This window comes from Vibrio sp. OPT24 (assembly GCF_015163545.1).
GTDB classification, from domain to species: Bacteria; Pseudomonadota; Gammaproteobacteria; order Enterobacterales; family Vibrionaceae; genus Vibrio; species Vibrio cyclitrophicus.
On record NZ_JADDYI010000053.1, the window covers coordinates 544,853 to 558,021 of the forward strand.

Genomic DNA, 13,169 nt, shown 5'->3' on the forward strand with positions numbered 1-13,169 from the left:
AGATTCCTTAGTCAAAAGTCGGTACGTAGTCAGCGGCTTTTGGTAGTGATTTGATAATGCCTTTGTCGAACATGAACTGTGCGTAATCGTCGTAACGTTTCAGGTCAACCGCTGAAGGGCGAAGTGCAAAACGAGTCAGCGTGTCGTTCCATGCGCGTTGGTTAAGCTCGTTGTTCAGCGTATCAGGTGAATACGCAACAAACTCGCTCCATGACTCTTGTGGGTGGTTCACAATGTAAGTGGTTGCTTGTTCCAATGCTTTGTTGAACGCTTTGATCGCTTCATCATCATGCTGCTTTGCGTTCGCAACAAAGATAAGCTCATCGTAAGCAGGAACACCGTGCTCTTCTGGGAAGAATGCTTTTGCTTTAAAGCCTTCAAGAGCTAACTGGTTGGTCTCGAAGTTACGTAAGCCACCCCAGATTGCATCTACCTTCCCTGATGCCAATGAAGACGACAGTGCCCAACCAACATTGATGGTTTGCACGTCTGTAAACTCAACGCTTTCTTGAGCCAGCATGGTGCCAATAGTCGCTTCTTCGTTACCAGCAATCGCAATACCAATCTTCTTGCCTTTCAGATCCGCTAGCGTATCGTTCTTGCCGTTATCCAATACCATTAGTGTATTTAGTGGCGTCGCGATAAGGGTTGATGCACGAACTAAAGGAAGACCCGCTGCCACATCCATGGTTAAACTTGGTTGGTAAGTTACCGCTAAATCGACCTTACCTGCCGCGACCAATTTTGCTGGTGTGCTTGGGTCTGCTGGCTCTTGAATTTCAACATCTAGACCTTGGTCAGCAAAGTAGCCACGCTCTTGAGCGATCACAATCGGGCCATGGTTCGGGTTCACAAACCAGTCCAACATCAGTGTCAGTTTCTTTTGTTCAGAGTCCGCTAGAGCATGACCTGACACTAGCGAAGCAAGCAGTGCCACTGCACCTACCAATTTGGTGTTTTTCATAGTTAACCTTTCCTTCTGAATATTATTATTGTGTTTATAGAGCTAGTTTTTAACGACGTTTTGTTTAGATAAATAGCGTTGAGCGAAGCCTTATTAAACAAAGTGTTATTGATCAAGCCATCACTGGTTCTCCCAAGGGATGGCTTTTTTGAGTAACTTATCTGTGATGAAGTAGAGCGAGATAGACAGCACCGCCAAGATAAATAAGGCCGCAAACATCTCATCAATGATCATGCGCGCATTGGCTTGTAGCATTAAGTAACCTAAACCTTCACTGGAGCCTACCCACTCACCGACGACTGCGCCTATTGGGGCTATCACCACCGCTACACGAATGCCAGACGCCAATGTTGGCAATGCAGCAGGAAGTTGGATATAGCGGAGCAATTGCCATTTCGATGCACCCATCGTCTTAGCAAGATCAAGATAACCTGTCGGTGTATTACGCAGACCGTCGTAACAGCAAGTGGTCACAGGGAAGAAGATAATGATCGCCGCCATCACCACTTTTGAAGCGATGCCATAGCCAAGCCAAAGCATAAGTACTGGCGCAATCGCAAATACAGGAATCGCTTGGCTAGCAATCAAGATAGGCAATAGCCAACGCTTCAACGGGTCAAACATCAACATCTGCAAGGCGAAAAACAGCCCCATGGATAAACCGAGCAATAGACCAAGTAAGATCTCTTGCGCAGTCACCCAAGTGTGTTTGAGTAACACATCGTAGCGTTCAATCAGCTTGAGGGAGACTTCTGCGGGAGCTGGCAGAATGAAGCTTGGCATCTCGAATATAATTACCACCATTTGCCACAAACCAAGAATCACAGCACTGCTAATAAGCAAACGCATAACAGGATTCATCTGGCGAGGACGCGCTGTGCTAGCCTGCGCGTTAGTTGAACTTTCTTCCATTGAGTTTTCTATCTTGGAGCTATCAGTAGCTTCACTTCGAGTTAGTTCATTCATAATCACGCTCCAACTGTTCTAAGATCGCTTGTTGTAGCTCGGCACACTCACCATCTAACACTCGTGGCGTTGACGTGTGAGGCACAGATAAAGAGTGAGCACTCGCAGGCGTGCCTTGCAACACATACAAGTTATCCGCCAGACGCACCGCTTCTTGTGGATCATGAGTGATCAACACAACGGTTTTACCCCTTAACAGTTCACACGCTAAACTTTGCAGCTTGTGTCTCGTTACCGCATCCAGCGCAGAGAAAGGCTCATCCATCAGCACGACTGGCTTGTCTTGCATTAAGGTTCGAGCCAAAGCAACACGCTGACGCATACCACCAGACAATTGATCCGGCATAGCATCCGCGTAATCAGCCAGACCAACAGAAATCAGTAGCTCTAACGCCTGATTTTTATGCTCGATATTTTTATGCTTATCTGCGGAATTTTGAAAGCGATGGCTCAAACACACGTTGTCGATAACCGATAGCCATGGCAGTAACAAATCTTGCTGCGCCATGTAAGCGATGCGCTCCGTTAAAGGCAATTCATCAGACGTTGCCAATGTGCCCTGCCATTCCACCTTGTCGTCCAACAAGCCTGCCAGATAACGCAATACCGTGGTTTTTCCGCAGCCACTGCGACCAAGTAACACTGTCCACTTGCCTGCTTTTAAGCTCAATGACAGTCCAGATAAGGTCGCGTGCTCGCTATCTCGGTAACGCAGAGTCGCATTACTGAGTTGAACGCCAATCGTATTAACGGACATTACCGTGCCCAACGAAGAAGTGATTTACAGGGCCGTGACCTTGACCAACTTGAAGTTCGTCGGCGTGAGCAATTGCTCGTGAAATGTATTGTTTACCTAGGTCGACAGCCTCTGGAAGTTTGTTGCCTTGAGCCAAGAAAGAAGCAATAGCAGAAGAGAGCGTACAGCCCGTTCCATGAGTGTTTTTGGTAGGAAAACGCTTCGCGCTAATCAGAGCAGATGTGGTTGGCAGAATCAGTAAGTCGTTACTGTTTTCATCTTTCTCCAGGTGGCCGCCTTTCAAGAGAACCGCTTTAGCACCTAGTGCGCGTAAATCTTCAATCATGCCCTGCATTTCAGCTTCGCTTTCAGGTACCGGCTTGCCTGTTAACGCCGCGCCTTCAGGCAAATTAGGCGTAATGATGTCTGCCAGCGGAATCAGCTCTTGTTTCAGTGTAGTAATGGCTGAGTTTTCTAAAAGAAGATCACCACTGGTTGCGACCATTACAGGGTCAATCACTAAGTGTTTAGGTTGGTACTGCTTAATTTTATCAGCGACGACTTTGATGATTTGCGAATCGGCCAACATGCCGACTTTTACTGCCACGATATTGAGATCAGTAAAAACCGCATCTAACTGGCTAGCAACATGGTCGAGTGGAATAGGCAAAATGGCGGAAACGCCTTGGGTATTCTGAGAGGTAATTGCGGTAATTACCGAACAAGCGAAGCTACCCGTTGCAGACATGGCTTTAATATCAGCTTGGATCCCTGCACCGCCGCCGCTGTCTGAGCCTGCGATCGTCAATACAATCGGAGTGTTTGTTCGAATCGAACCATCAGCAGAGTGCTGTGAAACTGAGGCTTTTAGCGTTAAATCTTTTGAATTAGAACTGTGTGTCATTGTCGCTCCTACTATCTTACAAGACGTAGGAGAACGAACACCGATCGAAGGAGAAGTCGCAATAAACACATGAAAGTTTTCATGGGTGCAGACGCAGATCAAGTGCTTATAGTTCCCTACGCCAGTGTTAACTGAATCAGGTTCAACGGGTCTCGATTAACGATCTCAGCAAACACCAAATAAGGTATATGCCCCCCGACTATTGATAGCGATAGTAACAGCACTCTCACAACTGAGATACTGATTTTATTCAATTATAAGAATTACACATGAAAAAATTTCAATTAGGCAAAACAAAACAAATACTTATAACGTTCCTTTAGATGGCTTCGACTGTATAAACAAGCACAACACAATCAGAGACATACCTAACCAGCCTGTAAAAGGAATCAGCTCACCGACAACACAGACGGCAAGCACCGCTGCAACTACTGGTTCAAACAGAGTCAGCAGATTGGCGCTACTCGCGGTCACGTGGCGTAAACCAAAACTGAACGCGATATAGCCCAAGCATTGTGGGATTAACGTCAGATAACTGATGACTAATACGTTAATCTGCGAGGAAAACAGGTTCTCCCCCGTAAACCAGAGCGTTGGCAGCAACAGCATCGCACCCAGGCCAAAAATACTGCCCATCGCCGCTTGTGACTTAATCCCTTTGTCGATCAGTGCTTTGGTCGCCCAAGAATAAATGGCGTAACACAACCCAGCGAGCAAACCTAAAGCAATACCGAACAGCTTGAGATCATCACCGGATTCATTCGTCGATGAAGATTCTGAAAACACCAACAACCCAATACCCACCACACCAATCGCAAAGCTAGTGAGCCAACGTTTGTTGATATTATTCTTTTTGCTAATAAGACACTCTAACAGAGCAGAAAAGAAAGGTGCGGTAGCAATCGAAACCACTGTACCAATCGCCACGCCAGATAATTTCATTGAAGAATAGAAAGCTAAAGGATAGATCGCTAAAGCCAAAGCGCTCACTGCCAACAACTTCTTGTTCTGCAAAAGCTTGTCGAAAGCGAATAGGATTTTTCGATACGCCAATCCCGCTTGCATTAGGCCACCGACGCCCATAGAGAAAGCACCAATCGCTAATGGGCTTAGATCAGGCGCAAAACTTGCGGCGGTGCCTGTCGTGCCCCATAAAATAGAAGCAAACAAGATGGCTAAAGTGCCCGTTTGGAATTCGTTAACGCGATTGATGGCAAGATTCATTTCTATTACCCAATTTTCAGTTCTGAAATAGATAATAGTGAAGATTGATAAAAGTTAGTTTGCCGAAAGGACGCTATTGTTGTTTCTAAAGACTGTCTTTCATTGAGCCTAGAAACGCCCTTGGAGACATGCCAAAGTGCTGAGAGAAGCGACGACTGAAAGCAGACACATCACTATAGCCCACATTTTCAGCAATCAATTGAACCGGTAAATCGGTATGAGTTAACAAGGCTTGGGCTTTCTCCATACGATAGCGAGTGATGTATTTAAGCGCACTGATACCCAGACATTCTTTGAAGCGTTTTTTGAATTGAGTGGGGCTCAAACAAGCCGTTTCTGCAAGTTGCGAAATGGATAATGGTTGTGTGTAATTATCCGCTATCAGCCTTTGTACAGCGCGGATTCTTGGGTCGATGCTCTTGCTCACTTGTTGTTGCTCTAACAGCAGTGAAAACACATCCAAGATGGATGACTCAATACCGCTATCGACCTGATATTCCAGCTGCTTCTCAACAAACAACAAGAAGCTCATCAAAGGTGGCGTTATCGTGAAAACCGAGAGCTCGTGCTCTAACAAATGCTGAGGCAACACAGCCATATCCGCGACAATAAACCGCGCTGCTTCGTCCGCTTTAAACGCATGTGCTGTGGTTACCGGAATCACCACACATTCGCCCACCGCCACTTTACCGACATACCCCACCATTTCGATATTAATACTGCCTTGGATCGGCAATACCAGTTGATGATGGTCATCATGAGCATGGGTATTAAATTGCTTGGTGTAAGATCGAATGCTTAAGCTAGATTTCATGAGCAACGCCGGAGTACATTTCGCTAGGTTAAAGTAAGAGATACAAAGTTACATTATCACTTCCCTAGAGTCACACTCAATGATCATCAAATTCATGCTAACTAGGTGACATGATCAAAAACGGCCTCTAAATGAGAGGCCGTATTTATTCACATGGTTAGAACACATTAATTACTAAAATGATACTCGGGTATCTTCGTCAATCACTACCTGGACACTATTTTGAACTTCATAAATGTCAAAACCATCAGCAACCGGATCAGCATTGTCTTCATCGCTGTCGTGTTGCGCGGTACAGGTATAACCCAATGAGTAAGTACCTGGATCAATAAATCCCAGAGAGAACTCATAGTTAGTCTGTGCTTCATTCATTGCCACTGATGCTGAAGTAATCGGCTTCACCTCATCGGAACCGCCAATAGGCGCCATGTCAGCTTTGTCGACATTACCTTCATACAAGTACACCGACTGAACATAAGTATTATCATTTGTAGGGTTACAAGCTGCAAAAGTGGTACTCGAAACAGTACCTTCAATGTTTCCTGTCTCAACCGTATTGATAAGGCTTACAGACGTTCTTTGAATAGTGTAATCAGGGAAAGTCGAACTGTTCTTTAGGCCACGTCGAAGATCGAACTCGACAACAAAATCGTTACTCTGTTGGTTCACATTAAATGAATCATTAAAGTAAAGCACGCCAGCGTTATCTTCTCTACCAACACCTTGCGGGCACGCGCCATTACCTTTCACCGTTAACTCACGAATCGAGTCATCGTTTTCTACAACATAAGATGGATGTGTCGGGTGATCGCCATCATTCGCAAACACACATAGTTTATAGCTACCTACTGGAACTACCTCGTTTTCAATCAAAGGAAGTGCATCGCTTCCTTGGTAATCCAATAAATTGACACTTAATGGAATAGGATCTTCACCGTCTGGCAACGGGTCGCCATTTTCATCAACGTAATCACCGTTTTCGTCCGTTTTATACACGTCATACACTAGCGTTGTACCTCCCTGAGTCGGAAGTAAAGCTACCTTGCTGAATGTCACCGTCACATCTTTAACATCATCGACGGGCGCATCACTCACACTCAAGGTAATGGGTGTCGTACTGCTTGATGATCCTGAGTCTCCGCCACAACCAACAAGCCCGGCCAACACAAGGCTAGCTAAAGCCGTTTCCTTTAAATATTTCATAACTCATTTCCTATAAAATCACTGCTCAATAAAGGGCTTATTGAGTGCCCTCTTATTCTTTTTCTTGTTGTGACCCATAAATAAACAGCGCTATTGTTTGATGTTTATATCCCTACTATTCAGGGCATTCCTCACCCAAAAAACACTGTTCATCAAGGTGCACATATCAAGTCGCACATAGGTTAATTAAGTCTAGTAAGTAAATTGTCAGTAGCAACGCATATTTGGCAAAGGTGCTGTCAATTGTGTTGAAATAGTCGTTGATTAGAAAATGGGAAGCAGGGATTGAAAGCAACTTGATCAAAGTGAATAATCGCCACCAAGATCAAAAAAGGCCGTTAAGACAGCCTGTTGCTGAACTTAAACGACCTTTTCATTGAATTTTGATTAAGCTAATTCGATCTTAGCTCATTCAAATTGACTTATTTTTGAAGTTGTTCTTTAGCCGCTTCAACCTTAGAGAAATCTAGGCCAAGCTCTTCAACGGCTTCTTTGATTAGCGCTGGGTTTTGCATTACCTGACCCATCAGCATTTGAAGTTTATCTTGTGGTAAGCCAAGTTGGCTGATTGTCGCCATTGCTGCAAGAGGGTTCTCTGTCAGCGTCTTGAATATCTCGCTGATTTGCTCATCGCTAATATTGTTCTCTTTCAACATTGCTAAAATCGGGTTCATCACTTTACCTTTGAAACACTAAAATTAATAGAGCGCCAGTTTACCACCTAGCGCCTCTCGATAGTACCAGCAAGTTGTGCTTTGCTTAACCCAAGTTATTGCTTAGATTTTAGGCTTAACGCGACTCTAGCGGATAAGAGCGGTAACTCCACATGCCATAGGTTCTTAGAGCATCACGATAAATACCTAACAGTTCGCCACTGCTTGCATTTTTAAGACTTTCTAATGGCTTGTCTGGGTAAGCAACCGTATCAAATGTAATTCCTTGAGGGCCAGTTTGCCAGCTCGCAATTTCAAACAAAGTTTGACCACGACGAACATGGCTTGCCGAGCTAATAATGGTCGCATGCTTAATATTATGACGAGCAAGCGCATAGCTACTGAACAAAGCATTCCCTACCGTGCTAGTCGCATAGTTCTCTTCAATGATACGATCTTTACTCACCCCTTTTGAAATAAGCCAATTCGCCATCAACTTGCCTTCTGTCTTGTGGTTCTTAGGCACGCCACCCGTTAGCACAATCATCGCATCCGGGTTGGCTTTAGACATTGCCAATGTGGTTTCAAGACGTTCAATCAAGATCTCATGCATTGAACCATCTGGGTTCAGCGCGTAACCCAAAGTAACTATCGCGCCGTGATCGCTCAGTAGCCCTTTATCTGCTGATTCTTTCAACGGTGTTTCTAATACGCGATCGACCGTAGCAAAGATACGTTTGATGTCTTCGGCTTTGCCTTTGTTCAGGCTCTCAAGCTTCTGCATATGCTTGTTGGATTCACTATCATTACCATCGAATCTTTGCCAAACCGCAAGGTAAGAATGAAGATCGACATCGTCTGGCGCAACCGTCAACGCTTGCTCAAACAACTCAATAGCGCGCTCTGCATTCTTGTTATAGATCTGAGCGTTCGCTGCCGAAATCAGCAAGTCAGTGCGGTAAGGTTCTAACTGGTAAGCTTCTAACAATCGATTCGTCACAATTTCCATGTTGCTTGGCATTTTAGCCGTGAAGCCAGCGTGAGAAATTCTTGCTGGAGACTTGAACGCTTGCAACGCATCAAGAAGTAGTTGGTCGACAACTTGTCGCTTAGTCACCAACTGCGCGTAATCCGCAGAAGCTTGTACTGCGCCATCGTTAGCAGCAAAAGAATAAGGAGTTGCGCCAAAAGCCAGCATGCCACCAAGAGCGAGGGCGATAATGTTCTTTTTCATGGAAAGATCCTGTGTCGTTAAGTGTTCACATCAGATTTGCTCCCCAATGTAAGCCCCTAGTATTAAAAAACCGTGAAGCACACCAGAATCTACAGCGTTAATATTCCTTGGTTGCATAAGATGTGGCTGCAGATCACGATTTTATGTGCCTAAACACGCTCGCCAATCTAACGAGTTGTTGTATAACAATGATGTTACTGACTATTTTCGAATATCTAGCTTCAAATTCACACGCCTCCCCCACCATAATCGACAATTACATTTAGACTGACGACCAACATGAAAGCTCACATTTAAACACATACTTTCAGATATTTAAGATTCTCAACCGCCAATAGGTTCACGCTAGCTTCTGCCCATCAACTGAAATTCAAACACCGCTCGTTTAAAAAAACAGGCCATTTTTCACATAATTTAAAATCAATTATTGAACGATCGTTCAAGTGATGTTTTAATGGACGTCCAATACAAGGAGTTACCCCATGCTTAAGTTCTATTTTCACCAAACACCCAACCCAATGAAGATCGCTCTGTTTCTAGAAGAGACAGGCCTAGATTTTGAACTCGTTCCAGTTGATACCTTAAAAGGCGAGCAACACACACCGGAATATCGCTTAATAAATCCAAATGGCAAAACGCCAGCGATTGAAGATGACGGACAACGTGTATTCGACTCTAACGCTATCCTTCTTTACCTATCAGAGAAAACTGGCAAGCTAGCGGGGCAACCAGAAGACAGAGCAGAACTTCTATCTTGGATGATGTTCATCGCGAGCGGTCTTGGTCCATACTCTGGCCAATCGGTACACTTCCGTCATGCTGCCCCTGCAGGCCTAGACTACGCCGTGAACCGTTATCTACGTGAAGCACAACGTCACTACGAAGTGTTAGAAAAGCATATGGAAGGTCGTGAGTTTTTCGTCGGAAATGAGTACACCATTGTCGATGTCGCGGCATGGGGTTGGATTGATAAAGCACCTTTCGTGCTTGGTGAAGAAGGCCTAGAACCTTACCCGAACTTAAAGCGCTGGTTTGATGCAATCAACAGTCGCCCTGCCGCACTGCGCGCTCGCGAGATTGGTAAAGGCATTGAGTTTAAAACCGAACGTGATGAAGAAGCGAAACGAGCACTGTTTCCTTCGAATTATGCGAAGTAGAAAAATTGATAGTTAACACTCTTCTAAGTGATAGCTAAAACTCAAACATAAAGAGCCGCTAAAAAGCGGCTCTTTATGTTGAAAAGTCACAAGTTGATATTTTGTGTGGATTGATACCAAGGTTCAACATTCGTAACTATCCACTTCTCTCAAACACATTTCTGGACAAAAGCTTGTTTGTTGGATTAGCCAGCCCTCCTTTTGAAGGATATCAAGGAAAAAGAATCCGGACTCATTGAGTTCGGCTTTGTGAGTTATCAAGGGAATTATTCGAGAAGATAATAAATATTATGACTAATCCTATTAATTGTTGATTTTACGCACGTTGTTAGACGATAAACCAATTCTTCATACCTGAAGTGCAACTGAGCTCTATTATACTTGGTTCTTATTTTGCGTGTTAAGGTTAACGATGATGAATGCGGTAGAATCAATAGTAGAGTGGTCCAAGGATAAGCCCATATGGTGGAATCTAGCACTAAAGGTTGCTCTTGAAGAAGGAGAGCTAAACCAAAACCATATCGATTTTATTTTTAATTTTGCGAAAAGTGTTGAGGGCTTGGAACCAAAACATCCAAACCATGAGCAGTTGTTATCACCGATTGACATATCGGGCTACACGGCCGAAGAAAACTCGGTTCGACTGATTAGCTTGTCTCAAGTTGAAGGTGTTGCTGCGTTAGCGGAAGAGCAAAAATTAGATTTTAGAAAAGATGGATTAACTATCGTATATGGAGACAACGGGGCCGGTAAGTCGAGCTATACGTCAATTTTAAAACATGCGTGTTTGACTCGGGGAGCATTGAAACCTATTGCGGGTAATGTTTTCACTTCTGCACCTAAACCTCCGCAAGCTTTACTCACACTCGAGATTGATAAGACACCGACAGAATTAACTTGGAGTGATGGTACATCAAACAATAATGCTGCCAAGTCTATTCGTGTATTCGATACATCTTCAGCACACCACTATTTATCTAATGAAGATGCTTTAGGGTACAAACCAATAGGTTTGAACTTAATCACAGAGCTTACAAAGGTTGTGGAAAGTATAAAAAACAGAATAAGTGAAGATGTAATGGGTAGTAACGGTTTTGTTGCTATTCCATCGTTAAATTCACAAAGTAAAGCTGCATTATTCCTTAATCAAATTTCAGCGTTAACAAATGAAGCTGATATTGAATTGCACTGCGCAACTAAGGAAGAAATTGAATCTATAAAACCATTGCAGGACGAATTGGTTAGCGACATGGCCAAATCGCCAGAACAAATCAGAAAAAGTTTAATTAAGCAGCGTAGTTATATTGCCCCCTTACTTGAGTCATACAAGAGGCCTATCGAAGTACTCGGTCCTAGTAATTTCGATGTGTTAAAAGGTTTAGAACTCGACTATCAAGAAAAGAAACAAGTATCTGACGCGCTGAGACAAAAGACACTGAGTGATCTGCCGTTTGATAATATTGGTGATACACAATGGACTGTTCTTTGGGGAGCAGCAAAAGACTTCTTGGTAAAAGAAAATAAAGGCCAACAATTCCCTCCAACAAAAGGCGATTCCTGTCCGTTATGCTTACAAGATATCCAAGAGACGTCGGCCGACAAATTACAAGAACTCGAAGCTTTTCTTAATGACAAGGCCGCAAAAAATACAGCTGAAGCTCTGAAAGCGCTAACTCAGGCTAAATTTTTCGTTAAGTCTTTGAGTTTGAATATTGCCCAATTTGAAGGTGTATTGAACGACCTTGACGTAATTAAACCTGGGTTAAAAGTTGGGCTTGAGGAATTAAACCAGAGTTTAATAAACAGACAGGCTGTTTTATCAGGAATGCTACCCGAGTCGTTAGACGGAATTAGCTTGTCTCATTTCCAAGCACTGCGGGAAATAGATAAAGATCTGTTCACGCAAATCGGAGAACTTGAACAGCAAAGCAGTAACAACGAATTTGTGGCTAAGAAACAAGCAAGGCTGACCGAGTTAACAGATAAGGCCTACATTGCCAAACACAAAGCAAACATCATAACTAATGTAAGACGGTCAAAAATAGTAGCTAAGTTAAATGAAATCTCAGGTCAGTGCGCTACGAGAAGTATATCAACGTTGTCAGCTAGGATTTATTCGAAAGGTGTTATAGAGCCACTAAAAGAGTATTTTGTGAAAGAGCTTAAATCCTTTGGTTTTAATAGATTTGACATCAACGTTAAAACAAGAAATAAAGCCGGACAACAGCAATTCAAATTAGAGCTAGCAAAGTCAAACGAATCTGTTGTTGGTAAAGTTGCTAGTGAAGGTGAACAAAGGTGTATCGCAATAGCGAGCTTTTTATCAGAAATGAAAGCTGATTCTAGAAGATCTGCTGTTCTATTTGATGATCCAGTGAACTCGCTTAGCCATCAATGGAGTGCAAAAGTCGCAAAAAGGTTAATAGAGGAATCATTAGAACGCCAAGTCATTGTGTTTACTCACGACATAGTATTCTACAAGCTACTACTAGAAGCTTCGGATAGCCTAAAGCAAGATAAGGTCAATTGCATCAGCCTCGAAAGATCTAGAAATAACTCCGGCCTTGTAAGAACCAATCCTCCGTGGGACGCGCTTCCTACATCGAAGCGAATTGGAGTTTTAACTACTAAGCTCCAAAAGCTTCGAAAGATTGATGAGACAGGAACAGAGACTGAATTTAGAGAAGCTGCTGCGGTTTTCTATAGTTTTCTACGTGAAGCATGGGAGCGATTGGTTGAAGAGAAACTATTAAACAAAGTTGTAAATAGGTTCGAAAGAGGTGTGCATCTACAAAGATTAAATCGAGTAGAGGATATTACTAATGTTGATTTAGAGCGTATTCACCGTGCATATGATAAATGCTGTATCGACCTTGTTGGTCACGACACAGCCGCAGGTATACGTCCATGCCCAACGATCGATGAAGTGGTAGCAGATTTTGAAGAAATCAAAGACTACCTCAAACACCTACAAACTGATCGAAAAAGAACTTAAGGTTAGCTGACGCTGAAAGACAGGTGGAATCTACCCCCGTGAAACATCACGGGGGTTAACAGCATAAGAAAAATGAATAAGTTTTAGTATGGTAAAAGCCCATGAATAGGGTGTGAATGAGAAAAAGGTCTAGCCAATAATGGGGCATTTTCGCGCTAGAAAATGCCAAATGTTAAAATTTAGATTGTGACATTTTGGACAGAACCTTGTTAGCGATTTAACTAAATGGGCAAGAAATAGATTCGTTTGAATATGGAAAACTAACCCCAAACGCAACCTGTAATGCATTAGTCGTTTGTTATGTCGGGGGGGGGGGGGG

At 43.5% G+C, this 13,169-nt stretch carries 10 protein-coding genes, 1 pseudogene and 1 riboswitch; of the genes and pseudogenes, 2 read left to right on the plus strand and 9 right to left on the minus strand.

Translation table 11 applies throughout. The annotated features are described in order from the left end of the window. Nucleotides 1-7: 7 nt before the first annotated feature. The 9 genes and pseudogenes from IQO02_RS16130 to IQO02_RS16170 form a co-directional block, all read right to left on the minus strand. Nucleotides 8-964: an ABC transporter substrate-binding protein gene (locus IQO02_RS16130; RefSeq protein ID WP_010430522.1), complete on the minus strand. Its 957-nt coding sequence runs from the start codon at nt 962-964 to the stop codon at nt 8-10. A 120-nt stretch (nt 965-1,084) separates the two neighbouring features. Next, nucleotides 1,085-1,819: pseudogene (locus tag IQO02_RS16135) on the minus strand (ABC transporter permease); the annotation flags it as partial. 103 nt (nt 1,820-1,922) lie between these two features. Next, a complete protein-coding gene (locus IQO02_RS16140) occupies nt 1,923-2,687 on the minus strand; it encodes an ABC transporter ATP-binding protein (RefSeq protein ID WP_010430526.1) in 765 nt (254 codons plus the stop codon). Then, nucleotides 2,677-3,570: a bifunctional hydroxymethylpyrimidine kinase/phosphomethylpyrimidine kinase gene (gene thiD, locus IQO02_RS16145; RefSeq protein ID WP_010430528.1), complete on the minus strand. Its 894-nt coding sequence runs from the start codon at nt 3,568-3,570 to the stop codon at nt 2,677-2,679. Before thiD ends, IQO02_RS16140 begins: the two co-directional genes overlap by 11 nt. Before the next feature lie 96 nt (nt 3,571-3,666). Further along, nucleotides 3,667-3,778: riboswitch (TPP riboswitch) on the minus strand. Nucleotides 3,779-3,876: 98 nt separating this feature from the next. Then, the gene (locus IQO02_RS16150) at nt 3,877-4,794 is read right to left on the minus strand and encodes a DMT family transporter (RefSeq protein ID WP_016789045.1); all 918 of its coding nucleotides are present in this window, start codon (nt 4,792-4,794) and stop codon (nt 3,877-3,879) included. A gap of 85 nt (nt 4,795-4,879) precedes the next feature. Next, nucleotides 4,880-5,608 carry a helix-turn-helix domain-containing protein gene (locus tag IQO02_RS16155; protein WP_016793022.1) on the minus strand — a complete coding sequence of 243 codons (729 nt, stop codon included), beginning with the start codon at nt 5,606-5,608 and terminating at the stop codon, nt 4,880-4,882. A gap of 174 nt (nt 5,609-5,782) precedes the next feature. Then, nucleotides 5,783-6,811, minus strand: coding sequence for a DUF4382 domain-containing protein (locus IQO02_RS16160; RefSeq protein WP_102282433.1), 1,029 nt, complete (start codon nt 6,809-6,811; stop codon nt 5,783-5,785). Nucleotides 6,812-7,233: 422 nt separating this feature from the next. Next, nucleotides 7,234-7,485 carry a DUF2999 family protein gene (locus IQO02_RS16165; protein ID WP_009844829.1) on the minus strand — a complete coding sequence of 84 codons (252 nt, stop codon included), beginning with the start codon at nt 7,483-7,485 and terminating at the stop codon, nt 7,234-7,236. Between the two features lie 115 nt (nt 7,486-7,600). Next, nucleotides 7,601-8,698 (minus strand): YdcF family protein, encoded by a 1,098-nt coding sequence (locus IQO02_RS16170; RefSeq protein WP_016768293.1) that lies wholly within the window; start codon nt 8,696-8,698, stop codon nt 7,601-7,603. 482 nt (nt 8,699-9,180) lie between these two features. On the opposite strand from IQO02_RS16170, the gene IQO02_RS16175 reads away from it, so the two are divergent. Further along, nucleotides 9,181-9,855, plus strand: a complete 675-nt coding sequence (locus IQO02_RS16175) for a glutathione S-transferase family protein (protein WP_010430545.1) — start codon at nt 9,181-9,183, stop codon at nt 9,853-9,855. 412 nt (nt 9,856-10,267) lie between these two features. Further along, nucleotides 10,268-12,850 carry an AAA family ATPase gene (locus IQO02_RS16180; RefSeq protein WP_102282434.1) on the plus strand — a complete coding sequence of 861 codons (2,583 nt, stop codon included), beginning with the start codon at nt 10,268-10,270 and terminating at the stop codon, nt 12,848-12,850. Nucleotides 12,851-13,169: the final 319 nt, after the last annotated feature.